The organism is Phormidesmis sp. 146-33, from assembly GCF_052939515.1.
On sequence record NZ_JBJPHU010000028.1, the window covers coordinates 32,139 to 55,788 of the forward strand.

The 23,650-nt window shown below is 48.4% G+C and carries 25 protein-coding genes; 6 read left to right on the plus strand and 19 right to left on the minus strand.

Annotated features, from left to right (window positions below; genetic code table 11):
- Positions 1-34 precede the first annotated feature (34 nt).
- Genes ACJ2PR_RS13510 through ACJ2PR_RS13520 form a run of 3 tightly spaced genes read right to left on the minus strand, consistent with a single transcriptional unit; the run spans position 35 to position 2,884 of the window.
- Complete coding sequence (locus ACJ2PR_RS13510; RefSeq protein WP_446877387.1) at positions 35-883, minus strand: DUF5131 family protein; 849 nt, start codon at positions 881-883, stop codon at positions 35-37.
- The gene (tcmP, locus tag ACJ2PR_RS13515) at positions 880-1,755 is read right to left on the minus strand and encodes a three-Cys-motif partner protein TcmP (protein WP_446877388.1); all 876 of its coding nucleotides are present in this window, start codon (positions 1,753-1,755) and stop codon (positions 880-882) included. Before tcmP ends, ACJ2PR_RS13510 begins: the two co-directional genes overlap by 4 nt.
- Before the next feature lie 22 nt (positions 1,756-1,777).
- Positions 1,778-2,884: a type IIL restriction-modification enzyme MmeI gene (locus ACJ2PR_RS13520; RefSeq protein ID WP_446877389.1), complete on the minus strand. Its 1,107-nt coding sequence runs from the start codon at positions 2,882-2,884 to the stop codon at positions 1,778-1,780.
- Positions 2,885-3,075: 191 nt separating this feature from the next.
- On the opposite strand from ACJ2PR_RS13520, the gene ACJ2PR_RS13525 reads away from it, so the two are divergent.
- The gene (locus ACJ2PR_RS13525) at positions 3,076-3,366 is read left to right on the plus strand and encodes a hypothetical protein (RefSeq protein ID WP_446877390.1); all 291 of its coding nucleotides are present in this window, start codon (positions 3,076-3,078) and stop codon (positions 3,364-3,366) included.
- Between the two features lie 267 nt (positions 3,367-3,633).
- Here ACJ2PR_RS13525 and ACJ2PR_RS13530 read toward each other — a convergent pair whose 3' ends face one another.
- On the minus strand, positions 3,634-3,957 hold the full coding sequence (locus ACJ2PR_RS13530; protein ID WP_446871728.1) for a toxin-antitoxin system HicB family antitoxin: 324 nt from the start codon (positions 3,955-3,957) through the stop codon (positions 3,634-3,636).
- A 548-nt stretch (positions 3,958-4,505) separates the two neighbouring features.
- Positions 4,506-5,831, minus strand: coding sequence for a PhoH family protein (locus ACJ2PR_RS13535; protein WP_446877391.1), 1,326 nt, complete (start codon positions 5,829-5,831; stop codon positions 4,506-4,508).
- A 338-nt stretch (positions 5,832-6,169) separates the two neighbouring features.
- Between ACJ2PR_RS13535 and ACJ2PR_RS13540 the strand changes: the two genes are divergently transcribed.
- From ACJ2PR_RS13540 to ACJ2PR_RS13550, 3 genes are all read left to right on the plus strand, one after another.
- On the plus strand, positions 6,170-6,697 hold the full coding sequence (locus ACJ2PR_RS13540) for a universal stress protein (RefSeq protein WP_446858054.1): 528 nt from the start codon (positions 6,170-6,172) through the stop codon (positions 6,695-6,697).
- A 132-nt stretch (positions 6,698-6,829) separates the two neighbouring features.
- Complete coding sequence (locus ACJ2PR_RS13545; RefSeq protein ID WP_446877392.1) at positions 6,830-7,336, plus strand: universal stress protein; 507 nt, start codon at positions 6,830-6,832, stop codon at positions 7,334-7,336.
- Between the two features lie 111 nt (positions 7,337-7,447).
- Positions 7,448-8,497, plus strand: coding sequence for an agmatinase family protein (locus ACJ2PR_RS13550; RefSeq protein WP_446877393.1), 1,050 nt, complete (start codon positions 7,448-7,450; stop codon positions 8,495-8,497).
- 560 nt (positions 8,498-9,057) lie between these two features.
- Here ACJ2PR_RS13550 and ACJ2PR_RS13555 read toward each other — a convergent pair.
- The 7 genes from ACJ2PR_RS13555 to ACJ2PR_RS13585 form a co-directional block, all read right to left on the minus strand.
- Positions 9,058-9,819, minus strand: coding sequence for a phycobilisome rod-core linker polypeptide (locus tag ACJ2PR_RS13555; RefSeq protein ID WP_446877394.1), 762 nt, complete (start codon positions 9,817-9,819; stop codon positions 9,058-9,060).
- Positions 9,820-9,944: 125 nt separating this feature from the next.
- Entirely contained in the window at positions 9,945-10,688 is a 744-nt protein-coding gene (locus ACJ2PR_RS13560) for a phycobilisome rod-core linker polypeptide (RefSeq protein WP_446858058.1), read from the minus strand.
- 72 nt (positions 10,689-10,760) lie between these two features.
- Positions 10,761-11,603 carry a phycobilisome rod-core linker polypeptide gene (locus ACJ2PR_RS13565; RefSeq protein WP_446877395.1) on the minus strand — a complete coding sequence of 281 codons (843 nt, stop codon included), beginning with the start codon at positions 11,601-11,603 and terminating at the stop codon, positions 10,761-10,763.
- 133 nt (positions 11,604-11,736) lie between these two features.
- Entirely contained in the window at positions 11,737-11,979 is a 243-nt protein-coding gene (locus ACJ2PR_RS13570) for a phycobilisome linker polypeptide (RefSeq protein WP_446858060.1), read from the minus strand.
- Positions 11,980-12,138: 159 nt separating this feature from the next.
- Positions 12,139-13,002, minus strand: a complete 864-nt coding sequence (locus ACJ2PR_RS13575) for a phycobilisome rod-core linker polypeptide (RefSeq protein WP_446869707.1) — start codon at positions 13,000-13,002, stop codon at positions 12,139-12,141.
- A 181-nt stretch (positions 13,003-13,183) separates the two neighbouring features.
- The gene (gene cpcA / locus ACJ2PR_RS13580) at positions 13,184-13,672 is read right to left on the minus strand and encodes a phycocyanin subunit alpha (protein ID WP_446858063.1); all 489 of its coding nucleotides are present in this window, start codon (positions 13,670-13,672) and stop codon (positions 13,184-13,186) included.
- A gap of 72 nt (positions 13,673-13,744) precedes the next feature.
- Complete coding sequence (locus ACJ2PR_RS13585) at positions 13,745-14,263, minus strand: phycocyanin subunit beta (protein ID WP_446858064.1); 519 nt, start codon at positions 14,261-14,263, stop codon at positions 13,745-13,747.
- A gap of 797 nt (positions 14,264-15,060) precedes the next feature.
- Here ACJ2PR_RS13585 and miaB point away from each other — a divergent pair.
- On the plus strand, positions 15,061-16,416 hold the full coding sequence (gene miaB / locus ACJ2PR_RS13590) for a tRNA (N6-isopentenyl adenosine(37)-C2)-methylthiotransferase MiaB (protein WP_446877396.1): 1,356 nt from the start codon (positions 15,061-15,063) through the stop codon (positions 16,414-16,416).
- Positions 16,417-16,418: 2 nt separating this feature from the next.
- On the opposite strand, the gene ACJ2PR_RS13595 is transcribed toward miaB, so the two are convergent.
- From ACJ2PR_RS13595 to fraC, 7 genes are all read right to left on the minus strand, one after another.
- Entirely contained in the window at positions 16,419-17,069 is a 651-nt protein-coding gene (locus ACJ2PR_RS13595; RefSeq protein ID WP_446877397.1) for a Uma2 family endonuclease, read from the minus strand.
- A gap of 31 nt (positions 17,070-17,100) precedes the next feature.
- Positions 17,101-17,967: an ATP-dependent sacrificial sulfur transferase LarE gene (larE, locus tag ACJ2PR_RS13600; RefSeq protein ID WP_446877398.1), complete on the minus strand. Its 867-nt coding sequence runs from the start codon at positions 17,965-17,967 to the stop codon at positions 17,101-17,103.
- A 24-nt stretch (positions 17,968-17,991) separates the two neighbouring features.
- Complete coding sequence (locus ACJ2PR_RS13605) at positions 17,992-19,929, minus strand: ATP-binding protein (protein ID WP_446877399.1); 1,938 nt, start codon at positions 19,927-19,929, stop codon at positions 17,992-17,994.
- A 116-nt stretch (positions 19,930-20,045) separates the two neighbouring features.
- Positions 20,046-20,846: an ABC transporter permease gene (locus ACJ2PR_RS13610; protein ID WP_446858069.1), complete on the minus strand. Its 801-nt coding sequence runs from the start codon at positions 20,844-20,846 to the stop codon at positions 20,046-20,048.
- A 254-nt stretch (positions 20,847-21,100) separates the two neighbouring features.
- Positions 21,101-21,724, minus strand: a complete 624-nt coding sequence (locus ACJ2PR_RS13615) for a transglutaminase-like domain-containing protein (protein ID WP_446877400.1) — start codon at positions 21,722-21,724, stop codon at positions 21,101-21,103.
- A gap of 42 nt (positions 21,725-21,766) precedes the next feature.
- Positions 21,767-22,774 (minus strand): DUF5357 family protein, encoded by a 1,008-nt coding sequence (locus ACJ2PR_RS13620; protein WP_446877401.1) that lies wholly within the window; start codon positions 22,772-22,774, stop codon positions 21,767-21,769.
- A gap of 60 nt (positions 22,775-22,834) precedes the next feature.
- Entirely contained in the window at positions 22,835-23,368 is a 534-nt protein-coding gene (gene fraC / locus ACJ2PR_RS13625) for a filament integrity protein FraC (RefSeq protein WP_446858072.1), read from the minus strand.
- 30 nt (positions 23,369-23,398) lie between these two features.
- Between fraC and ACJ2PR_RS13630 the strand changes: the two genes are divergently transcribed.
- Positions 23,399-23,581, plus strand: coding sequence for a hypothetical protein (locus tag ACJ2PR_RS13630; RefSeq protein ID WP_446877402.1), 183 nt, complete (start codon positions 23,399-23,401; stop codon positions 23,579-23,581).
- Positions 23,582-23,650: the final 69 nt, after the last annotated feature.

Consider the following 23,650-nt stretch of genomic DNA (forward strand, 5'->3'; position numbering starts at 1 on the left):
ACTCATTTGCGGTGAGAGTCGAGTCGATCATCTATCAGAAGTGTTGCCAAGGTAATTCCTTCGGACGAGCTTTTAAGTTTTCTTTAAAGTAAACAGAGGTATTAGATTCTCTAGCTTGCTTCATTAAAGACTCGACCCAAAACCACTCAGGCTGAAATTCAGGCTCCTTAGTAGTACGGCTTTGACCACCAATAGCAATCAAGTCAAACATATCCAAGCTCTCAAAATTCAATGGTTCTAACATCGGTTCGATGGATAGCCATTTAACCTTGGCTTGAATGTTTTTGAATGACTTTTCTGCGAGAGAGACTCTTGATTGAGTATCAACGGTTGTGCCAACCCAAACGTTATCTGGAAAGCCGCCTAACTTATCATTGATTTCCTGCAATCTTTGCGGAAACTTCGTCAGAAAAAGAAAGTTCCATTCTGGGGATGATTTAACTGCTTGGAAGACCTGAAAAATCCATTCTTCAGGAACCCATTTGCCAAATAAATCAGCCATTGAGCAGGTGAACACATTTTTGGCGAATACATGAGCATCTTCAAGCTTAATTCGTCTCTTTTGAGCTTCGGTTTTTATTCGCTCAAGTGACATAGGCTTCATATTCTGAGGTGCACGAAGTCTGCCTGGATAGAATGTTGGCTCAAATTTAGTTTCATAAAATCGATTGGCAATATCTCGTGCATAGCAATATGGGCACCCATGCCAACAGCCAGTGACGGGGTTCCAAGTCCACCAAGCCCAATCAACCATCTCGTTTGTACTGTTGAATTGAGCTTTAGTATCGCTCTGGACGATATACAACTTGCGTCCATCTTCTAAATGAATAACTTGAGTATTTTCTCGTTCTTCAATAAGAGAAAGTTGTAAGACTTTATTCATGATTCATCTCCCTTTTCTTCTAGATCGGAGTTTGACACATCAAAATTTAAACTAGTTTGAATTGAAACCGATCCATCATCATAAATACCAGGCAAGGGATTAAATCTAGGATTAAATAGGTGATCTAAGATTCCTTTACCAACATCACCATCGACACTATAAAGCTGAATTTTAGTCAAGTCTTTTTGTTTAGCCCAGTTAGTAGCATAGATGAAAGTCCACTTCAGAGCAGGATTTTCAGGCTTTCGTACAAAGATTTTCTCCTTCCCATGTCCAGTAATTACCTCTTCTAGAGAGTAAACTTCCCAGTTTGCCTTTGGATTAGACTCCCAACGCTTCACATATGTGGTGGCTACATTCATTAAGAGATCCACCTTTCTCATTTGAGGAAGTTGAAAAACATCTTTAATTTCTTTAATTGGGAAGTCTTGTTTTCCATTAGGGTCTGAATATACCAAACCCTGAAACTGAGAATTGGCAAGACCTTGAGATATGCTAAGTAATGCATCTTTGTTATCACTTGACCAGTAATGAGGCTCACACTTTAGCTTTAAGTCTTCTATTGTCCTCCTTAAAATTTCTAAAGATTCTTGACTGGAATCGCAGAAGTGACATATCGGCTCAATCCCTTGTCCATTAAGTTCTTGTAAGGCAATGATGGGTGAACCCAGCGCTTGATCGCCAAATTTTCTGTAATCAGGTTGATAGCCAGCTCCACAGTTCAAATCGATATAGATGTAGGGCTGGTTAGTTTTATTTAGAATTAACTTGCACACACGAGAGTGGTAGCCCATAAGATAGCGAAATCCTTTGAGCTTAAATGGAGTAGAGGCAGAGTACTGCTGCCCCGTGGGCGTGGTGTCTTTCGGCATAATTTTTAGTGCTTTACACAATTTAAACTCTGTTGTTAGACAGTGCGTTTATACTATCCCAATTCGAGCAAGATAGGCTTGTGAGCATTGAAACTGTTACTAACTTCAACTTGGGCGTATAATGCGCCCCCAACTTACTGCGCTCCTGCGAATCCAGCGCCCGCTCCAGCAACGTGCCAAAAATTGCAGGCTCCACATCCTTCCATTCCCGCTTTGCCGCCGTGAGCAACACCTGAAGCTGGTCAGCCTTTAGCTCAAACGCCGTTGCCTCCGCAAACAACCCCCCATTAAACCGCAACAACCGACCATAAAAGCCAAACGCCGTCCCATCATTCATCGCCTGCCAGAGACTCTCCACCTCCGGCAAAAAACTCGTCGGATTCGGCAACCACCGCGTCTCCAACGCTTGCGTAAACAACTGCTCCTTCAGCAGTCCCACGTCTTCCGCAAACATCGTGAAGATACAACGCATCAAAAACGCGGCAACTTCTTGCGGCTCATGCACCCCTTCCAGACGCTTCGACAACTCCGCCAAATCAGCAGCCACCTCTCGCGTCACCCGCGCCGCAATTTTTTCAGGATTACGCTTCTGCGGATCAGTAAAAATATCCACAAACAGATCAAAAATCTCTGGCTTTCGCAGATCCGTCAGCCCAACATCCTGACGCGCCCCATAGCCCCCATAATCCCCACCAAACCCCAGCCAAAGCTCGAAGTGATCGCCAATATCACAGGTCAACAAAAACGGAGGCTTGCTCGATAAATTGCGAGTATAGGCGATCGCTTGCACAAACGCCGCTTCCATTGCCTTGAGATAAGAAGTGGTTCCCCGCTTTGCCGTCCCCTTTCCAGAGCGATCGCTGCCCTGCTTTGCCTCAATTAAGAAATGATCCGCTTTATAGAAGTCAATATAGCCCGGTGTCTTCTTCCCACTGGGATGATAGATCGTGACGTTCTTATCAAAACAGTAGCGATCGCCTTCTACACTGCCTTTTACATCAGGGCGATCGACTCCCAGCGCATCACACAGTTCTGAAAAGAACATTTGATAGTTGGCGCGCTCATTGCCACTCGAATTTTGCCAACGGCTAATAAATTGCTCAATTCGGACTGTATCAGTTGGAGTCATCACGAGTATTTAGGTTTGGGACAAGCGAGGCTACGGAGTTTAGGTGTTCAATATTCCTCAGTATCCCTGGTTACTAACTTAACCCTAAAGACTCTAAACCAGGAATATCAGGCTTTCTACAAAAGATTCCGCCCTCCAGACCCAACTGACCCAGTTCTCAAGCCAACGCCCCAACCCTTAAACTCCATCATTTGACTTCAAAACTCGAAACTTTGACTTCCGAACTCCATCATTTGACTTCAGAACTCGAAACTTCGACCTCAGAACTCTATCATTTGACTTCAGAACTCGAAACTTTGACCTCAGAACTCGAAACTTTGACCTCAGAACTCCATCATTTGACTTCAGAACTCGAAGCTTTGACCTTAGAACTCCATCATTTGACTTCAGAACTCGAAGCTTTGACCTTAGAACTCCAAAGACGAAGCTCAGAACCTGGAACGTTGAGCAAATTACTCCATCCTTCAAGCTCTGAGCCTTAACGACCCCTTGCGACGTGAATTCGATGAGGTTTTTTTGCTTCGTTCTTCAGCGCTTCTGCCCCCCAACCCCCCAAAATTGGGGGACTTTCAGACAAGATCTTGGGTTCAAAGTCCCTCACTCGTGGGGGATTTAGGGGGCTGCCTGGATTCACAACCGCAGCGAAAGATTTCATCGAATTCACGTCTTGCGGGTAACTCGAAGAGATCGACCTTTCAAGTCAAATCATCCCGCTATTTTCTAAATTACGGCTTGCAGGAAGATGGTGGTCATGCCCGCTTTCGGATGCGTTCTTGGAGGCGATCGGCGACATCTGCACTCAGTTCTGCTTCTGGCTCAGTTTGTTCGCGTGTCGCCAACACAGACTCAATCTCAGAAGACGAAGCTTGCCCTAGCTGCTTTATTAATGACTGAAATGCCTGTTGCTGCCGTTCAATATCCGCTTTAGAAACCACCTGAATCGTATGAGCCAACGCTGCCTGACGAGTCAATGCGTAAACAATGTACTGATTCAGCGATACGCCTTCGCACTCAGCGAGATGAGCAAGCTGTTGATGCAACGTTTCAGGGAGTCTCAAGGTTAATCGGCTCATAGCTTTTCTCCTGATGCTAACAGGTTCACAAATTGTACAGGGGTCAAAACAGGCAGCCCTAACGACTCTTTAGCACTTTGAAAATCTCGAATATTAGAGGATGTTTGAAAAGTTGTCGTTCATGGCATCACTCGCCCGTGAATGCAATTCCGGGCTAGCAGAGCAAAACCCGTTTAAACGGGTTGGAACCAATCACGACAAGCGCTTCAGTCCCTTTAGTGGACTCTCCCTGATAGACCGTGATTTTGAATCACGGGCGGAATAGCAGCGAAGCGAAGCAACTTTTTATACTTTTCAAACATCCTCTTAGACGTAACCACGATCGCGCCTGCATTCATCGCACAATCAACGACCAAATCGTCACCTGCATCTGGAGAAGTCGGTCGCCAAGAGAAATAAATATTCGTGTATTGAGCAAGCGAAGCTCAGAACTCGGAACGTTGAGCAAATTACTTTATCCTTCAAGCTCTGAGCCTCGACGACCCCTTGCGGGTAACTCGAAGAGATCGCTCCATACACTCAAGTCACCTATCTTTTTGCATCACCGCTTACAGCAAAATGGCGGCCCGATCGGCCAAGTCCGATCGCTCTCCTTTCAATAAAGTGATGTGACCTGCGATCGCTTCTTCTTTAAATCGCTCCACCACGTAAGTCAAGCCATTGCTGGCAGCGTCTACATAAGGATTGTCAATCTGATCAGGGTCGCCCGTGAGAATTACCTTCGTCCCTTCGCCAGCGCGGGTCAAAATCGTTTTCACCTCGTGAGGAGTCAGATTTTGCGCCTCATCGACAATGAGAAACTGATTGGGCATCGTCCGACCGCGAATGTAAGTCAGAGGCTCGATTTGTAGCAGTCCACGTTCGATCAGTTCTTCGTGTCCGCGTCGCCAGTGGCTCGGTTTGCCAGACGGATCTTGAGTGCCAAAAATCAGATCGAAATTGTCGTAGAGCGGCTGCATCCAGGGATTCAATTTTTCGTCAATGTCACCCGGCAGATAGCCCAAGTCCTTACCCATCGGCACCACAGGTCTAGAGATCACCAGCCGACTGTAGATTCTCTCATCCGCAACTTTTTGTAAGCCAGCGGCGATCGCCAACAAGGTTTTCCCTGTGCCAGCCTTACCGACCAGCGTCACCAGAGAAACTGAGTCGCGCAATAGCAGATCCAGGGCAAAATTTTGTTCACGGTTGCGGGGCGTAATTCGAGAAATGCCAGAGCGGGGAATCTTGGCGATCGGCACCACTTTGCCACTTTTTCCCTCGACCGTCGCTAAAGCGGTATGGTTCGGTCGAGCCGCATCGATTAGCGTCAACGCCTGATTAGGAAAAAACGGTTGAGTCAGCCCGATCGCACCCTGTTGAAAGAGGCGATCGATGTCTTCGCCTTCAACCACGACTTCTGTGATACCTGTGTAGAGATCATCGACATCCACTTTGTCGGTTTTGTAGTCTTCGGCAATCAGTCCTAATGCGTCGGCTTTGATGCGTAAATTAATGTCTTTGCTGACCATGACGACAGGACATTCACACTGGCGCATCAGTTCTAACGCGACGGCCAAAATGGCATTGTCAGCCCGATCGCCTTCTAGCTCAGGCGGCAATTCTTGAAGCGTTTCTCGATGGCACAGCGCTACTTGAATCGAGCCGCCATTGTCGAGAGAAATACCTTTAGTGAGATGCCCTTTTTGGCGGAGTTCGTCGAGGGTGCGGGAGGCTTGGCGAGCGTTTCGTCCCGTCACTTCGGGTTGTTTTTTGAAGCGGTCTAACTCTTCGATAATCGTGATCGGCAATACTACATCGTTATCCTCGAATCGCAAAATTGCACTGGGGTCGTGAAGCAGGACATTCGTATCGAGGACGAAGGTTTTTTTCATGAAGCACTTCTCAAAAATAAGCGGACAATCTCACAGGAAACGCAGGGAACAGATGGAATCTGCGCTGCATCGGGTCTAATCGCGCCATTTGATCTCAGTGCAGCAGACCTTGAAAGACATCGCACTTAATGACGTTTAGCGATCGTGACACAAAAGCGGGACGATAAAAAATGAGTTTCAGCCTGAGTTTGCAATTATTAGTATGATTCGCTACAAATTCAGAAGATTTTTCTACGTGAGATTCGCAAATAGCTATTTTTTGCAAGTGCCCGTTCCTCACAAGTTTCTCAAATTGTTTTTGTATAACGAGGATGAGTTTACTCAATGAGGTGGACGCAATGTTTCACAAATTGTTGGTTGCGGTTGCTCAATCTGAATTTGATCGCCAGATTTTTGAAGAAGCGATCGCCCTTGCAAAATCCAATGATGCGGCTTTGATGTTGTTACACGTTCTCTCTCCGTTTGACGAAGCGTATCCTGGAATTGCGTATCCCGGTATCGCTGGTGTTTACCCTGGCATTCATCAGTCAACGATGCAGGCGTGTCTCGACCAGTGGAAAAAGTTAGAACAAGAGGGCGTAGAATTGCTGCGATCGCTAACCGAAGAAGCCATCCGCGCGGGAGTCAAAGCCGAATTTACTCAGAGCCTTGGCGATCCGGGTCGTGTGATTTGTGAAGCGTCTCGAAATTGGGGAGCTGACTTGATTATGGTGGGCCGTCGAGGTCGCAGCGGACTGGGTGAATTTTTCTTGGGCAGTGTCAGCAATTATGTGCTTCATCATGCCCCTTGTTCAGTTTTGACCGTGCAGAAACCTGTCCCAATTGAGTCTGAAATTCGGCAAGACAAGGCTGTGTTACAAGGTTGACCTGTTTAAGTTCTCCAGAATTAGCAGCTTGAGGGGCAAAAGACCTGAACATCGCAGCGAAAAAACTTGTCAAATTTACGTCAGTTTATTCAATTCAAAACTATCGCGTCAAAAATATCATGGAGATGACAGATGTTTGAACGAATCTTAGTCGCATTAGACAATCCCCAACGTAATGAGTCGTTGATTAACGCGGCGATCGTACTGGCAAAAACCACAAACGCAAGATTACTGCTGCTACACGTTTTGCCACTGGAAGGTCGTCACTCTAACCATGTCCAAGCAAACGATATCAGCCACGTCGAAGAAAATAATCTGGAATGGCAACGCTGTCAAAAGAGTGACTTAGAAGAACTGCGATCGCTCTACAGAGCTGCCAATGCTGCGGGCGTATCTGCTGATATTGCTCAACCACTCGGAGATCCGGGCCAAAAAATCTGTGAACTGGCTCATCAATGGGGCGCTGATTTAATTGTGATGGGCAGAAGAGATGCAATAGACACCCATCAAACTACACTTGGCAGTGTTAGTCGATACGTAGCAGCGAATAGCTTTTGCTCAACGGCGATTATGCAAAATCAATCGTGTGAGGATTTTGTGATGAATACGTCTAAAATGGCTTTTGCAACACAATCCTGAACGGGAGCTTCGGATTAGGTTGAGCAGGATTTAGGCTCGTGATCTAGACTGAAGTGAGCGACCCCTTGCGGGTAACTCGAAGAGATTGTTCTCTCTCTTTCTCACTGCACAATGGCAACCGCACAAATTCTGCAAACTTTTAACCCAAACGACATCGGCGTTGATAATGGCAATCTATTGGGGCTGCCTTTTGACTACGAATCGGCCAATATTATTGTGATTGGCGTTCCCTGGGAAGTCACCGTTTCTTATCGCGCTGGAACGGCCGGCGCTCCTCAGACGATTTTGGATGCGTCTCGTCAGTTAGATATCTTTGACTTTGATCATCCCAGCGGCTGGAAACAAGGGATCTTTATGACAGAGATTTCGCAGTCGATTCAGCAAAAAAGCGACGCGCTCAGACAGGATGCGATGCGAATTATTGAGCATCTGGAGCAAGGCAAACAAGTGGCAGACGATGCAGATCTGTCCCAAGTGTTGCAAACAATTAACCGAGAATGTGAAGCGGTTAACCAGTGGCTCTTTGATCAGGCGCAAGCGGCGATGAAGTTGGGTAAAAAAGTGGTCGTGATTGGCGGCGATCACAGTGTTCCTTTGGGCTATTTTCGGGCGTTGAGCGATCGCTATTCAGACTTTGGCATTTTGCACATTGATGCTCATGCTGACCTGCGCGACGCTTACGAAGGCTTCCAGTTTTCTCACGCCTCGATCATGTTTAATGCGCTGCAACTGCCGCAAATCTCAAAACTTGTCCAGGTGGGAATTCGTGATGTCTGTCACGATGAGATTGAGTTAATTCAACAGTCGGGCGATCGTGTCTCTACCTACTTTGATCCGATGCTAAAAGAGAAGCTGTATGCCGGGGTTTCCTGGTTAGATCTTTGTCAACAAATCGTCGCTCAATTGCCTCAGCAGGTTTACATTAGTTTTGATATTGACGGACTCGATCCCAAGCTTTGTCCCAACACTGGAACGCCTGTCCCCGGCGGCTTGGAGCTAGAGCAAACTATTTGTCTATTTCGAGAAGTGGTGCGAAGTGGGCGAGAAATTATTGGCTTTGATGTGGTAGAAGTCGGTAATCAAGAATGGGATGGCAACGTCGCCGCCAGAGCCGTTTATAAGCTGTGTAATTTGATGAGCCTGAGCAAAGAATCTCATTAATTGAAGTTAGGATCGTGAATTAAATAAGATCGTTTATTGCCAAGCGACTTCGCCCCCTTGCTTCCTGAATCTCCCCTAGATGGAAGACTTTAAGCCAGAACTAAAAGTCCCCCAAAACTGGCAGCTTGGGGCAAAAGATTCAAACAACGCAACGAAAGAACTTCACTAAGGAACGCGAGTTTATTAACCTGAAATTCTCTAAATATGCTTGGTCAGTTGATTTTGGCTTCGTTTTAATGGGTTGCAGCCCCCTAAATCCCCCAAATTTGGGGGACTTTGAAGCTCGAACCCGTTTTGCAATTCCAGAATTTTTTTGATCTCAAAGTCCCCCAGAATGGGGGATTTAGCGAATCGAAGACGATCGGACTGAATTTAAAACAAGCACTGGGCCTGATAGCCGATTATCCAGCGATCGCCAAAAGTAAAACACCTTCAACCACCGCAACATAACCGACCATCAAACCCAGTCACGAGTTCTAGATTGTGAGTTCTAAGCTTTGAGTTCTAAGTTTTGAGTTTTAAGCTAACTCATCCCTCATCCCTCATCCCTCATCCCTTCTTTAACGCTTTCCTCTCGAAGGCACCTTACTCATATAGTCAATGCCCGAAGCCGTGAGCTTTTGAGCATAGTTGACCTTGGGCGCGATCGAGGCGGCCATGTCGGAGTATCTGCGAGGGTCGCCTTCGGCCAGCTTGCGATCTTGATACTTCTTGGTGTAGTACTTCTCGATCGTAAAGCGCCAGTCGTTCTTGACCGTACCCGCTGTTTCCTGGAAGTCTTCACCATAGCGAGGGGTGACCAGATTAAAGGGACGAGCCTCCATCCGCTTACGCTGATAAGGAACGGTATTGTCCCCAAACGCCAGGGTGTACTCTTCACTGTCGAGCAGCGCGTCTACAAAACCGCCAAACCCTTTGGTGCCAATGACGATCGACCAGGCGATCTCTTCAGCTTTGTTGTAAGAATCGCGTCCCAAAAACCGCTTGAGGCAAATTTGCACCAGACGATAGTTGTTGTTGACCGAGACGACGGTGCTATAAAACCGCTCAGACTTTGCCAATTCACGAATGAAATCACGCACCGTAATGGCACCATTTCTCAACCGAGATTCTGAGGCAATTTGACGGTTAAATCTCAGCGTTTCATGTTCGCTAAAGACCTGACGGTAGCCTGCCCAGATTAGGGCTTCCACTTCACTAGCGTCGCTCACGTCTTCGATGCGATAGATATAGGGCGTGTCTTCGTTCTGGTCGGCAGTTCCAAAACTACTCACCCGATGATTTTGAGTCGTTGGTTTGTACTCTAATAATGGCAATGCCATTCCAGTATCCCTCTTGTAGTGGTTAGATGAGGCTGGATTTTCGATTTAGGAAACGATCGTGAAATCCATGATGAAACTATTATCCCGCGTCTTGTCTGCAAGATCTTGTTTGTGAGAATGCAGAACTACCGCAATGGGAAACTCGAAGAACTGCTGATTGAGGCGGCCGTGCCACTGGCGACCGTTTCACGAGTCATGTCAGGAATTTGGATGTTGTCCGTTTTCACTGGAGTAAACTCGGCGGGTTTGATCTTAATCGATCGTGCCATATCCATAAAGTTGGCCACAGCGCCCCACTTGTAGCGCTCAGTTTCTAACTTATCGCGCCAGTAGTTGCCATAGCGAGGGGTCACGAGGTTAAACGGCCGATCTTTAAACCGACGACGTTGATAAGGAACAGTATTGTCGCCAAAGGTGCGATCGTACTCTTCACTGTCGAGCAGCGTATCGATGAACGTATCCCAGCCCAGCGTGGCGATTTTGATCGACCAGGCCAGCTCTTCCTCTTTATTATAAGAAGCGCGACCCAGTAGCCGCTTCAACGTCAGTTCGACAATGCGGTAGTTAGAATTCGTCTCTACCACCAGTCTGCGGTAGGTGTCTGACTTAGCCAAACCCCGCACAAAATCTCGAACGGTGATCGTCCGATTTCGCAGTTGTGATTCCAAATTTACCTGACGGCTGCTCTTGAGAATCACATGTTCACTAAATACCTGACGATAAGCAGCCCAGATCAACTGCTCAATGTCCGTCAGATCAGCGCAGTCTTCGAGACGATAGAGGTAAGGCGTATCTTCACCCGGCACCTCATAGCCAGCCACGCGCTGATTTTGAGAAGAGGGTTGGTACTCAAGTAAAGGAATTGACATAGGAGTGAATCAAGAATGAGGGGTGAAGAATGAAGCGAGAGGAATCAACCGATCCCATTCGCCAATCATCATTTAGACCTTGGGATTGCCAGGGATATAGCGATAGGGCAACGAGACGGCCACTCTTTTTACAGTTGGCTTGCCTGTTTGCTGCACTTCACGGCTCATATCAGGCACCTTGACTGCACTCGAAGTCGCTCTCGCAACGTGACGCTGAGAATCTTGATGTGGTGTCAAAATGGATTGGGCCATATTTAAGAACGCAAACGGAATAGCTTGACGAATCACCTGCTTATCGAGATCGGCCGCGTTGTAAGTCCGCACTCGATAGTAAGAACCCGTTGCCAACTCTCGTTCGAGCAAGCGTCCGCGCCAAAAATCACTGTAGCGGGGATTGGTCAAGTTAAAGGGACGACCTTCGAGACGACGACGCTGATAAGGTACGATGTCATCTCCAAACGCCTGACGATATTCTGCACCATCGACGATCGCGTCAATAAATCCGTGGAGTCCTTTGGTGGCGATGACGATCGACTGCGCGATCTGCTCATCTTGCCCATAGCTGGCCCGTCCCAAAAAGCGTTTGCAGGTGAGATCTACAACTCGATAATTAGAGTTAGTATCCCAAACCAGTTCGCGGTAGACATCAGACTTACCCAACCCGCGAATAAAGTCTGCAACCGAAATCATCCGATTGCGAAGTTGAGACTCCAAAAAGGTTTGACGATAGCTTTCGAGAATCAGGTGTTCGCCAAAGATTTGACGATAGGCTGCCCAGATCAATTCATCAATTTCGGCAACGCTGGTGGCATCCCTCAATCGATACGCCTGGGGATCATCTTCATCCAAAACATCATATCCATCGACACGCTGGTTTTGAGTCTTGGGAGTTACTTTGAGTAATGGGAGAGACATAGGGATAAACAAGAACAACGAATGGGAAAGAGAATCGCTTTTGTCTAGAGGCTGAAACTCAGAGAAACGCTAGATTCAATAAAATCGTCTGGTTGAAAACGACCCATAAAAGCCGTTTCAGCCTGCGATCGAGTTAGCCTTCTTCAGAAGTCATCGGCTCAATGTTGACGATTTTGCCACCCATACGAGTGATCCGCTGCATCTCTTCATTCATACGGCTGTAGGGCACCGTAATAAAAATACTCCCACTGCGACGAATGTCATAGTTTTGTAAATCAGTCTGGTCATTTTGGCGCAAGCCCACAACTTCATAACGAAACATCCGGCTACCAGAAGGCGTATTGGCAGCGCTACCAACGGCGGTTTGACCAAGCATTCTTAAGATCTCCTGTGATAGTTGAAAACAAACTTGTCAGAACAGGGATAAGAGATGAAAGACGCTGTGAGCACCCTCAAAAACCGCACAATAAGCAACCGCTCATCCTACAAAGTTTCTGAAATCCTCGCTAACTCATCCCTCATCCCTCATTCTTTCTTAAGCAGTCGTGATGCTCACGATCTTTGCGCCCGTGCGTTGGATCTGCTGCATCTTTTGTGAAAGCTGCTCGTAGGGCACCAAGAACGCAGTGCTGCTGCGACGAACACTGGGGAAGCCTTTACCCCGAACGCCAGCTACTTCGACTCGATAAATGCGGCCGCTCTCTCCGTAGGAGCCGCCCAAACATTTGCTCGGAGCCGAGTCGCTAGAAGGACTGTAGTGTGACCAGCCGCCATCGGTGCTAGAAGGCTGCCGAATCGTGGTAGCAACGTTCTGCGCTAGACCTTGCGCCAGACGAGACCGATTGCCCTCAGCTTGAGAGCGATCGCTGTTGGCGTAGCCCCGATAGAGACGAAACAGATTGGTAAAGCCGATCGTTCTGGCTCCCGTCTCAAACTGGAACCCTCTGTAGAAGGGAACCACATTGTCACCAAAGCTGGCTTGATATTCTTCTGAGTCCAGATAAGAGTCGATTTCAGCGTCAAACCCCTGAGTCTCGTAGATATCTAGATGACGCACCACTTCAGATTCTTCAAAGGGGGCACGACCCAGCAAATGTTTGTGGTTGAGTTCGATGACTCTGGTCTGAAAGTTGCCGTAGAGAAACTTGTTTTTATATAGCTCAGACTTGGCGACCAATCGCACGAACTCTCTAACGGTGATTTTGCCATCGCGTAAAAGCGATTCTGCACTCGTCAAGCGCTCAGACTTCATGATGTAGTCGTTGCCCAACACCTGACGATAAACGGCACGACTGACGTTTTCAATATCTTCTTTTGTCCAGGGACTCCGCAACTCGACGCGAGTCGTTTCTGCAAAAGGGGACGTTCCTAAACGCGAAGCTGCTGCTGTGATAGCCATGATTTCTCCTAAATGAACGGTTTTATTTGCTGTCAGCCGTTAGTCGATCGCGCAAAAAAAGCAAATCGCTAGTTGCCGACCGCCAACCGCCACCAGGTTTAGATAAAACAATGCCCGGAAGGGTAAACAACGGCTGACCAGAGCCAGCAAGTCGCGATACTCTTCCGGGCAAGACGCGCGATTAGCTTAGGGCGTTGATCGCATAGTCGATGTAGGTGTTTGCTTCGTTAGCAGCTTGACCGCTCAGACCGTGGCTGGACTTGATGTTCTTCAGCGCTTCAACATACCAGCTAGGAGACAGGTCGAAGGTGCGGTTGATTTCATCTAAGCCAGCAACCAGGTACTCATCCATCGGGCCGGTGCCACCTGCAACCAGGCAGTAGGTGACCATGCGGAGGTAGTAGCCGATGTCACGAGAGCACTTTGCTTTGCCTTCGGGAGTCGCTGCAAAGTTTGCGCCCTGCATCTGGGTGGTGTAGGGGAACTTGGAGTACACTGCTTGAGCCGCGCCGTCGATCAGTTTTTGAGCGTTGTTGGTCAAAGCACGAGCAGCTTCCATGCTGGCAGCAGCGCGCTCAAAGCGACCGTTGACGGCTTGCAGTTCGGTGTTGCTCAGAAAACGACCTTGGGTATCCGCAGATGCGATCGCTTCGGTAATGGGGGTCTTCATCGTCAAATATCTCCCTAAAAGATGTGGTGTTGTTATAGAGAAAAGTTAGCGGTTAGCTTGTTAGCCGCTCGATTAAGCAACCGCAGCCGCAGCGCGATCGAAGTAGCTAGAAACTTCGGACATCAGAGCCGAGCAGTCACCCTTGGTGATACCGTTGGGGTCATTTGCCAAGCCAACCGCAGCTTCCTTCATTTTTTGAACGCCAGCAGCCACAGAACCACCGGGAACGCCCAGAGCTTGGTAGGTTTCGCGCAGACCGTTGAGGCAGCGATCGTCCAGAACGCTTGCATCTCCAGCCAGGGTTGCGTAGGTCACGTAGCGGAGGATGATTTCCATGTCGCGCAGGCAAGCAGCCATCCGACGGTTGGTGTAAGCGTTGCCACCGGGAGCGATCAGTTGGGGCTGTTCGGCAAACAGGGAGCGAGCAGCGTTAGCAACGATCGTGGAAGCATTGCTGGTGATGCGGTTGACGGTATCCAGGCGCTTGCTGCCATCTTTCACCATTCCCGACAAAGCGTCGAGTTGGGAGTTGCTGAGGAATTCACCTTTGGCATCGGCTTGTGAAACAACCTTAGCGAATGCGTCTAGCATTGGATATTTCTCCTAATAATCTGGGTTTAGTTCGGGTTTGGCTCAAACGGGAAGGTGCGTCGAGCCATTTGGGAGACTGCGTTACCAGTCAGGTGGGCAGAAAACGCAACTTAAATTTTCCAAGCCCTCTTGCTCTTCATACAAGTCGTTTCATGTCACCAGGTAACAATCCAGTTCATGAAGCGAAGTTTAGAAATCTGAGAAAATTTCATTTTTATATGAGAGGTCGGGAGGTCTTGTTAAATCAGTGTTTTAGATGGGTTTCATCTGTTGTTTTTACCCTTCGAGTCTTTTTATACAATGCGGTAGAGCCATTGTTTGTTACAAGTTGTTGAGTTGTGTAAAGACAAGCGTAACAAATAATGAAATTGCCTCTCTGATTGGCTTGCGGCGAATATTAGAAGGTTTTTTCTAAAATTAATCAAAACGTTTTAAGAGAGTTTGTTAAGAGTGCTTAACTCATTTTTTCTTTAGATTCTCTGAAATCCACATCTGGCAATGACTTCGACGGTCTCTTAAAATTTAGTTTTTGTATCGTTTTGTATCTATAGAGGCAGCTTTTGACCAAAATAAGTTCTTAAGTTTTGTAAAGAATGCCTGATCGCGGTATGGAGTCAGGGAGGGGCACGCAGCGATCGCTCCAAAAGTCAAGCAGCCTTACAGATTATCCTGCGATCGCTTTCCCGTCTGTAGCGAATGGATCTGTCGATTATTTCAGAAGCCTGGATGGAACCTGGAAGAACCGTGAAAGGGCGATCTACAATAGATAGCTGGCTCCTCGCAACAAGTGACACCTCATGACTGCTCAATCTCGCCGCTACCACATCACCACTTTCGGCTGTCAGATGAACAAAGCCGACTCTGAACGCATGGCTGGCATTCTGGAAACGATGGGCTTTGAGTGGGCAGACGAAGCCAATGATGCAGATTTGATTCTCTACAACACCTGCACGATTCGAGACAACGCCGAACAGAAGGTTTATTCTTACCTGGGCAGACAGGCGGCGCGCAAACAAAAAAACCCAGAATTGACGATCGTGGTTGCGGGCTGTGTTGCTCAACAAGAAGGCGAAGCGCTCCTGCGTCGGGTGCCCGAACTCGATCTCGTCATGGGCCCCCAACATGCCAATCGACTAGAAGATCTGCTCGAACAGGTTTTTAGTGGCAATCAGGTTGTCGCAACCGAAGCGATTCACATTGTCGAAGACATTACAAAACCGAGACGAGACAGCAGTGTGACCGCCTGGGTGAATGTCATTTATGGCTGTAACGAACGCTGTACTTATTGTGTCGTGCCCAATGTGCGCGGCGTTGAGCAATCTCGCACTCCCGAAGCGATTCGAGCTGAAATGGAAGAATTAGGACGACAAGGCTTTAAGGAAATCACGCTGCTCGGACAAAACATTGACGCATACGGCCGCGATTTGCCTGGAGCCACGCCCGAAGGTCGGCACAAACACACGTTGACCGATCTGCTTTACTTTGTCCATGATGTCTCTGGGGTTGAGCGGATTCGCTTTGCAACCAGCCATCCTCGCTACTTCACCGAACGGCTGATTCGCGCCTGTGCGGAGTTGCCCAAGGTTTGCGAACATTTTCACATCCCGTTTCAGTCGGGCGATAATGATCTGCTCAAGGCAATGTCACGCGGCTACACTCAAGAAAAATATCGGCGAATTATTGACACGATTCGCGCCTACATGCCGGATGCGTCGATCAGTGCGGATGCGATCGTCGGCTTCCCCGGTGAGACAGAAGCTCAATTTGAGAACACGCTGAAACTGGTGGATGATATTGGCTTCGATTTGGTGAACACGGCAGCTTATTCGCCTCGTCCGGGTACGCCTGCCGCTGTTTGGGACAACCAGTTGAGTGAGGAAGTGAAAAGCGATCGCTTGCAACGTCTGAATCGATTGGTCAACGTCAAGGCAGAAGAACGGTCTCAACGGTATGGCGATCGCATTGAGGAGATTCTGGTCGAAGATCAAAACCTCAAAGATCCCACTCAAGTCATGGGTCGGACTCGCGGCAATCGGCTCACTTTCTTTGCAGGCGACGTTCACCAACTCAAGGGCAAACTCGTCAAAGTCAAAATCACCGAAGTCCGTCCCTTTAGCCTCACAGGTCAACCTTTAGTCGAAGCTTGTTTGTAGGTTTACCGGCTAAACGACCTTAATAACCAACGACCAATAGTTCCATTATCTTCAGTTTGCGATCGTCTTAACGCTTCTTCTACGATCGCCATCTCCAACCCCGGCAACACTTGAGAAACTCGAATTGGAACACTTTCATTTGCAGATAAAGTAAACGCTAAAATTTGACTGGCCTTCACATCAACAACCCAATATTCTTGAACGCCCATGCGCTGGTAAAGCTTTTTCTTGCGCCCCTTGTCATCTTGAAGAGAAGATGCAGCGACCTCAATAACCAGCGTGGGAGGAGGTAGCTCATCTAGATTAATGGGTGAATTGTTTCGAGGCGGAAATCTTAAAAACTCACCAATGTAATACGCAACATCAGGTTGAGCCTCTTGTGTTCCTACCTTACGAAAGCTACCGTTTATCAGTTCTTTGAAAGGAATATTTTTAATGGTTCCAAACATTAGAACGACAGTGGCGACAATTGAGTTGTCTTGACAGTGAGAAGAACCCAATGCAGCCATTTCAATCCTCATATAGCCTTGGTCATAGTAAAATCTGCCACTGACTAAAGTTGGGTCATCAGCAAACGTCAAGAAGCCTTCCCAGTCTGCTTCTACCCAGGTATCAGTTGGAACAGTCGTTAAAACAGGTAACGGATTTACCATTTTGCAAACCTCCAGTGCTTTTTATCTTAAGTTACGCTTTTGAATTGGCGGACGCAAATTGCAGAACTTGATTGAGTTTGCCGCTTCGGTAGCCTTCTAGATCTAGCGTTACATAGAGAAAACCGTAAGATTGAAAGGCAGAAACGAGCGTTGGTAAATCGGTTTCAATTACGAATTCTTTGACCCGATCGGGCAACACTTCAATTCGGGCCGTATCGCCTTCCGATCGCACTCTCAAATCTCGCCAGCCCAACTTTCGCAGATAAGTTTCCGCCCGTCCGACTCGCTGAAGTTTGGCGATCGTAATCGCTTCACCATACGGAAACCGAGAACTCAAACAGGGTTGAGCAGGCTTATCCCACCAGGGCAAACCGAGATACTTGGAGATTTCGCGAACTTCAGCCTTGGTAACTCCGATTTCAGCTAAGGGCGATCGCGCTCCCCGTTCTTTGGCCGCCTGGATTCCCGGTCGATAGTCGTGCAGATCGTCCGCATTCACACCATCCACGACATAAGGGTAGCCCCACTGCGTCGCCAACGGCTTTAAGGTATCGTGCAGTTCACTTTTACAGAAGTAGCATCGGTTAACCGGATTGCTGCTGTAGTTGGGATTGTCCATTTCGTGAGTCTGAACGACCTTGTGAGCAATGCCAATTTCGGCCGCCTGGATTTGGGCATCCTCCAGATCTTCGGGTAATAGAGACGGAGATTCGGCAGTCACAGCCAGGGCACGATCGCCCAACACATCAAAAGCAATTTTGGCCACGAGCGTACTGTCAATGCCACCAGAGTAAGCAATTAACGCATTCTCCATTTCGGCAAACAGGGCTTTGAGTCGATCGAGTTTTTGCATGGGGGACGTGAGAAGTGAGGGGTGAGGAGTGAGGAGTCGTTTCAACTCAAACCTCTTGACTATTCCACCCTACACTTTATTTTTTGAGTCGGTTGACCCCTGTTCTTGACTGTCCGTGCGGCTGTACTTTGCGACGAGGTTAGCCAAATTTTTGAGGTCGATCGGCTTTGAGATGTAATCGACGGCTCCGGATGCCAGACAGCGTTCTCGATCGCCCTTCATCGCCATCGCGGTTTGCACGATGACGGGAATCGATCGGTAGTCGGCGTGAGTCTGAAGTTGTCGCGTCAACTCTAAACCATCTGCTCCGGGGAGGTGAATGTCCATTAAAATCAGCGCCGGAAGTGACTGAGTGAGCGACTGCCACATTTCACTACTATCTTTGGCCCAGGTGACCTCATAGCCCAATTTGCACAGGTAAGCAATCAGCAATCGAGCATTGTGAAGGTTATCCTCAACCAACAAAACGTTGTGCGCCCGAATCGCAGATCCTCGCTTGTTGGCAGGTGGCGTAAAAAATTGGGGAGTCGGATTTTGAGCATTGAGGACAGGCGAAACGGGAGTGTCTCCTTGAGGGATGGGCTGACTTTTAGAATTTCCTCCATCTGCGACGACCGGAAGAACGATCGTAAACCGCGAGCCTTGTCCTAACTGTGATTTCACCTCAACTTTGCCGCCGTGCAACTCTGCCAGCTTTTGGGTTAGCGCCAATCCCAGTCCAGTTCCTTCGCCTTGAACGGCATTCGTCAGTTGGGTGTAGGGGCGAAATAAAAGCTGCTGTTGTGCTTCAGAAATGCCTGTTCCTGTATCCCAGACGGTGAAGTTTAGCGCTTTTGCAACGACGTTTACCTCTAAGCCAACGGTGCCTTTTGCAGTAAACTTCAGAGCATTGGACAGCAGATTAAACAGCATTTGTTTGAGTCGGAGCGGATCGACCTCGATCGTCTTCACCTCATCCGTCACGTCTAATTTGAGCGTCAAACCGCGATCGTTGGCTTTTTCTTTAACCAGCTTAAGCGCTATCTGACAGACGCTCAAAACGTCCACCGTTTCGCATTGCAGATCTAGCTGGTTGGCTTCAATTTTAGAAAGGTCGAGAATGTCATTGATCAGTGCCAACAGATGCTGACCGCTGCTGAGAATAATTCTGAGATATTCTTGATGGCGTACGTTACCGGGATTGTAGCCCTGTTCGCGCAGCAGATGAGTAAACCCCAAAATCGAGCTTAACGGCGTGCGAATTTCGTGACTGGTGTTAGCCAAAAACTCACTTTTGAGACGATTGGCTTGCGTCAGTTCTTGCGTTTGCGCCTGTAGCTGATGATTGTGCTGTTGAAGTTGCTCAACTTGTCGCGATCGATGAATGACCTGTATCGTCTGCGCGATCGCCCGCTTTACCAGTGTCGATCGCAGTTGCTCATACAGCCCGTCAGACCGAGCAAATTGAGAAGACGACGCAAGCGCAATCAGCCCACCTGTTTTAAACGACTCACCCATCGGCCAAGCACTTTGCCAATTTTGAGTTTGCCATTGAGTTAAAGTAGACTGCGCGATCGGGTACTCAAAACCAAGCTCAGCAAGCTCAGAAGTCGAACCGGGCTGAGACAATGAGACCGAGGCTCGATACTGGACTTGAAACAATAGCGGGTCGCTCTGGGTGAGAATTGGCTCTACGATCGCCACCATTTCACCATTGAGAGCTTGACCCAGGTGATCGACTAAGGTTTGGAGTAGCTGAGGCGCGACCCCTTGCGGGTAACTCAAAGAGAGCGAGCCTCTTGACGACGATGGCATCACCGCATCAAAACACTCATTGAGACGGGAGTGAAGGTGACTCAGACAACGCTCAACCCAAAGTTCTGCGACAGAGGGCAGCCCCTCAGATTGGGCGAAAGCTCCCGATAGAGAAGTCGCGCCGCCAGTCTCCTGAAAAGCGGATAAATGCAAATGCATAAAGCAGATTGAGATCGGACAGCCTGATGACTCAGTAGAGACCGCAGCCGCCAAGGGTTTACGGTTCTTGTTGATTATCCTACCCAAATCTACGGAGATCGCAACGTTCTTAGCGGATTTGCTTCGTCAAAAACTCACGAAAACGGGTGAAGAATAAAGGAGAGGCTAGACTAGAATTCTCGCACTGAAAAGATTAGAGACGCGATCGCCAGCACCAGTCCGATGTAGAGCAATCCGTAGCCCACATTAATCAGTAAAATTTCGGGGCTAGGAATCAGATTGTAGACCGCTTGATTTTTGAGATCGAGACGCGCTAAATCAGGAAGAACTAAATAGAGTCCTCGTGTGGCCGCTTCGATCGAGGGATTTTTGGCCAACTTGCCGAAGGCGACCAGATCGCGGCTAAGATTGCCCATTAAATAAACGGCGAAGGTAAACAACACCGCCAAAAGAGAACTCGTAAACACCCCAAAACCGATCGCCACTGCCGTAATGAGAGAAAGCTGCAAAAGCAAAAAGCCCGATGAAATCACAATGTCTCGCAGCGAATGAGGCACCTGAGCAAAGTGAAAAAGGGTGAGCGCGATCGCGGTCATCGCCCCAATCAAAACGGCTAACACCGCCGTCAATCCCAAATGCTTGCCGATGATAAATTCTGTCCGGCTGACGGGTTTGGCAATCAGCACAAAGACGGTACGCTTCTCGATTTCTTTGTTGACGAGTCCCGTTCCGACAAAGACGGCGATCACGAGTCCTAGCAGATTCATGGCGGCCAGTCCCAGATCTAGCAGAATCTTTTTCTCAGTTGCAGCCGAGATTTCGGGTAAGAGCCGATTTGCCAATACCATCGCCAGCGCATACAATCCCACCAGATAAAGAACTCGATCGCGAATCACTTCTCGAAATACATTGGTGGCGATCGTCCAGGTGCGTCCGATCGTACTTCCCACACTGCCCGCTCGATGTGCCATCTTCCCTAATCCTCTTTTTTACCGTCAATTCAACACAGGTTTTTCGCGTCGTTGCTTGGTACTTCTGCCCCCCAAGCTGCCAACTTCTGGGAAACTTTCAGACAAAAATTCCTGTTTTGTTTGTCGTCCAGGCGTTGCTGATTGGAGGGATGAATCTGTGGGAAGTGTCCATCTTTTCGCCCCCTAAATCCCCCAAAATTGGGGAACTTTGAACCTTGGGCTTCCCGCCGCTTTGGGGCAATTCATTCCCTGATTCAGCAACGCAATCGTCCAGATTGCCTCAAACCCAAACTCTCTGCACTCTCTAAGGAAACGTCTGGAGGATGGGCCAGCATTTCATCCCATGTTTTGTAAGTTTGCAGCGCTTCTACAACGGTTTGCAGTGGCTCTGAGAGAATGGCTGGAAAATCTGCTTCCTCAGACAATTGCATCTGAAACGCCAGCCTTTCATACGGGGGAGTAAATTGAGCGTTGACTCCCGATCGATTGCCTCTAGCATCCACGCGATACCAACCCCAGTCAGACAGATAGACTGCATTAAACCCATGCAAACTGTAGGGTGCGCCCTTGTCGTCAATGCTCAATCGCTGATAGCAAAATCCAGTCGGAATGCCGTTGGCTCGCAACAACGCTGCTAACAAATGACTTTTGGCAAAGCAATATCCCGTTTTGTATTGCAGGACATCCGAAGCGCGGCAGGTAATCGGATTCATCTGATAGTCGTAGCTGTGACGAATCTCATCTCGAACCCACTCAAAACAAGCGGCGGCGATCGCCTCCGAAGTGTGTTGTCTGAATGCCAGTTTTTGAGCAAGCTCCAAGATTGCAGACGCTTTCCAATCGATCACTTCGCTGACTTGTAGATACGCTTCCATCATGGCTGTTATAGAATTTGAATTTCAATCTCCTTAGACTTTCTTTTAGCGCGATCGTCGTCTCCGCTCTGGCACATTGGGCGCACCACAGTTGACGACTCCCACCGATCGCGTCACTGGAGCAGACACCGCAGGCGGGGCAGGAGATCTGAAGTCAAACTGAGCAGGCGGGCCGATCTTGCGGCTTTGAGTGATTTGACAAGATTTGGTGACCGAGTAACCGCCCGATCGAGCCGTTGGCCCTCCCCAAACTGCTTGAAGCTCTAGTGTGTACTGATCAGACGTGACTCGACCTCGAATATCCCATAGGTCGTTTTCGGTGACTCGCGGCAATTGTTGTTGGACATCCGCAGAAAAAGCAGGCATCTCCTGATCGAGATCTTTAAGCCAGCGCTCGACTTCTGGCCAGGGCTTTCCTTCTAGACGCAGTTTCAAAACTTTTTCGGCGGTGTCTAACACTTCAATTCCCCGCGATCCCATGTTGTTTTGGGGCTGCACTTCAAACACAAAAGCACTACGGCTAAAGTCATCTGCCCGGAGGCTAGGGTAATTGTTGAGCCAGTCTTGCATCAAAAAGTAAAACTGAAACCAGCAGCTAATAATCAGATTACTCAGCAGCACCAGCACAATTTCTTGCCGAGCCGCCGGGGCCGGAGCCGTATAGGTCGGTGTAATGGTCACTGGGTCAGTCTTGATAAACCGCCGGATCGACCAGATTATCGAGGAGATGACTGGCCAACTAATATAAGAGGCCGCGGTGGGTCTTCCTTGCAGACTGCCAAATAGCCAGATCGAGACGAGTGCGCCTGTGATCCACGGGCCGAGAAACAGCGTGTTGACGGTGAGCTTTTTCTTGACGGCCGGATCGTAGGTAAACCACCAGACTCCCGCAATCAAAAACACCCACCCCAACGAGGCAATTACGTTTTGCACCGGAGAGGAGGTCAACCCGGCGACGACCACAGAGAACAGGCTCAACAAGATGAAGGTCTGCCAGCACGCGGCTTGGGGCGGGTTCATTCGATCGCGAACTTGCTTAAAAACTTCTCTCATAGAAAATAAACCCATAGCGCTTCGATCGAAGGAAGTAGAGAATACAGCAAAAACAACGGTCTAAATCGGCTGTTCAAAAAAGAGGCGGATAGCGATGATCAGGGTAATGGCACTAAAGCTAAAGGCGTTTGCCCACAAAACTGCCAGAGCGCGACTAGGAACGACCGCAAAGCTGGCTCGACGGGCGCGTTGACCCTGAAATTTAGCCGCTTGTTTGGCTTCGGTTTCAGAATCTTTTTTGATCCCTAGCAGCAATTCCAGCAGGTTGATCCCTTCTAGCTTGAGCAAAAAGGTGCTGATAAAACTAACAAATGCTAGCCCGATCAGGACGGGCGGATTGGTGAGCGAGTCAAAAAAGATATAGCTGATCAGTTGCGATCGCAAGTTTTCTGGCAGCCAGGGTTCGACTGTAAAGAAAATCATCCAGCCGACGACTGTAGATAACAGGTTGACTGTTGCAGCATATTGAATGCTCGTTTTGCGACCAATTCCCAAGCGTCTTTGTAGAACCAGTGATTCGACCGCGATCGCCATCACCAAAAATAGAAGCTGATAAATGATCATTCGCAGGGGCAAGACATCAAATAAAGGCATGGGGCGCGTAGAAGAGACAACAAAGCCGTTATGACAAAGATTTTACGTGGCCGGGCGCGATTTGAGCGGGAAGTTTGGCGGGGGATTTTGAGACGGAATCGATCGCCCCGGCTCATTTTGAAAGCTGACCTCAAAAGTTCGATCGCCCGTTTATCTGAGTCCATAAATCTAGCATTCGTTTGGGCGCTTGACGATCTTGGCTACTACATCTAGCGTCGATCGTCCCTTTACCTGCTATCTTGAGTGGGTCACTCCGCTAAAATGAAACAGCACGGCAGGAAT

Coding starts and splice junctions, on each gene's coding strand:
- ACJ2PR_RS13510 (WP_446877387.1), bottom strand. CDS start 883: ATGAATAAAGTCTTACAACTTTCTCTTATTGAAGAACGAGAAAATACT.
- tcmP (WP_446877388.1), bottom strand. CDS start 1,755: ATGCCGAAAGACACCACGCCCACGGGGCAGCAGTACTCTGCCTCTACT.
- ACJ2PR_RS13520 (WP_446877389.1), bottom strand. CDS start 2,884: ATGACTCCAACTGATACAGTCCGAATTGAGCAATTTATTAGCCGTTGG.
- ACJ2PR_RS13530 (WP_446871728.1), bottom strand. CDS start 3,957: ATGAGCCGATTAACCTTGAGACTCCCTGAAACGTTGCATCAACAGCTT.
- ACJ2PR_RS13535 (WP_446877391.1), bottom strand. CDS start 5,831: ATGAAAAAAACCTTCGTCCTCGATACGAATGTCCTGCTTCACGACCCC.
- ACJ2PR_RS13540 (WP_446858054.1), top strand. CDS start 6,170: ATGTTTCACAAATTGTTGGTTGCGGTTGCTCAATCTGAATTTGATCGC.
- ACJ2PR_RS13545 (WP_446877392.1), top strand. CDS start 6,830: ATGTTTGAACGAATCTTAGTCGCATTAGACAATCCCCAACGTAATGAG.
- ACJ2PR_RS13550 (WP_446877393.1), top strand. CDS start 7,448: ATGGCAACCGCACAAATTCTGCAAACTTTTAACCCAAACGACATCGGC.
- ACJ2PR_RS13555 (WP_446877394.1), bottom strand. CDS start 9,819: ATGGCATTGCCATTATTAGAGTACAAACCAACGACTCAAAATCATCGG.
- ACJ2PR_RS13560 (WP_446858058.1), bottom strand. CDS start 10,688: ATGTCAATTCCTTTACTTGAGTACCAACCCTCTTCTCAAAATCAGCGC.
- ACJ2PR_RS13565 (WP_446877395.1), bottom strand. CDS start 11,603: ATGTCTCTCCCATTACTCAAAGTAACTCCCAAGACTCAAAACCAGCGT.
- ACJ2PR_RS13570 (WP_446858060.1), bottom strand. CDS start 11,979: ATGCTTGGTCAAACCGCCGTTGGTAGCGCTGCCAATACGCCTTCTGGT.
- ACJ2PR_RS13575 (WP_446869707.1), bottom strand. CDS start 13,002: ATGGCTATCACAGCAGCAGCTTCGCGTTTAGGAACGTCCCCTTTTGCA.
- cpcA (WP_446858063.1), bottom strand. CDS start 13,672: ATGAAGACCCCCATTACCGAAGCGATCGCATCTGCGGATACCCAAGGT.
- ACJ2PR_RS13585 (WP_446858064.1), bottom strand. CDS start 14,263: ATGCTAGACGCATTCGCTAAGGTTGTTTCACAAGCCGATGCCAAAGGT.
- miaB (WP_446877396.1), top strand. CDS start 15,061: ATGACTGCTCAATCTCGCCGCTACCACATCACCACTTTCGGCTGTCAG.
- ACJ2PR_RS13595 (WP_446877397.1), bottom strand. CDS start 17,069: ATGGTAAATCCGTTACCTGTTTTAACGACTGTTCCAACTGATACCTGG.
- ACJ2PR_RS13610 (WP_446858069.1), bottom strand. CDS start 20,846: ATGGCACATCGAGCGGGCAGTGTGGGAAGTACGATCGGACGCACCTGG.
- ACJ2PR_RS13615 (WP_446877400.1), bottom strand. CDS start 21,724: ATGATGGAAGCGTATCTACAAGTCAGCGAAGTGATCGATTGGAAAGCG.
- ACJ2PR_RS13620 (WP_446877401.1), bottom strand. CDS start 22,774: ATGAGAGAAGTTTTTAAGCAAGTTCGCGATCGAATGAACCCGCCCCAA.
- fraC (WP_446858072.1), bottom strand. CDS start 23,368: ATGCCTTTATTTGATGTCTTGCCCCTGCGAATGATCATTTATCAGCTT.
- ACJ2PR_RS13630 (WP_446877402.1), top strand. CDS start 23,399: ATGACAAAGATTTTACGTGGCCGGGCGCGATTTGAGCGGGAAGTTTGG.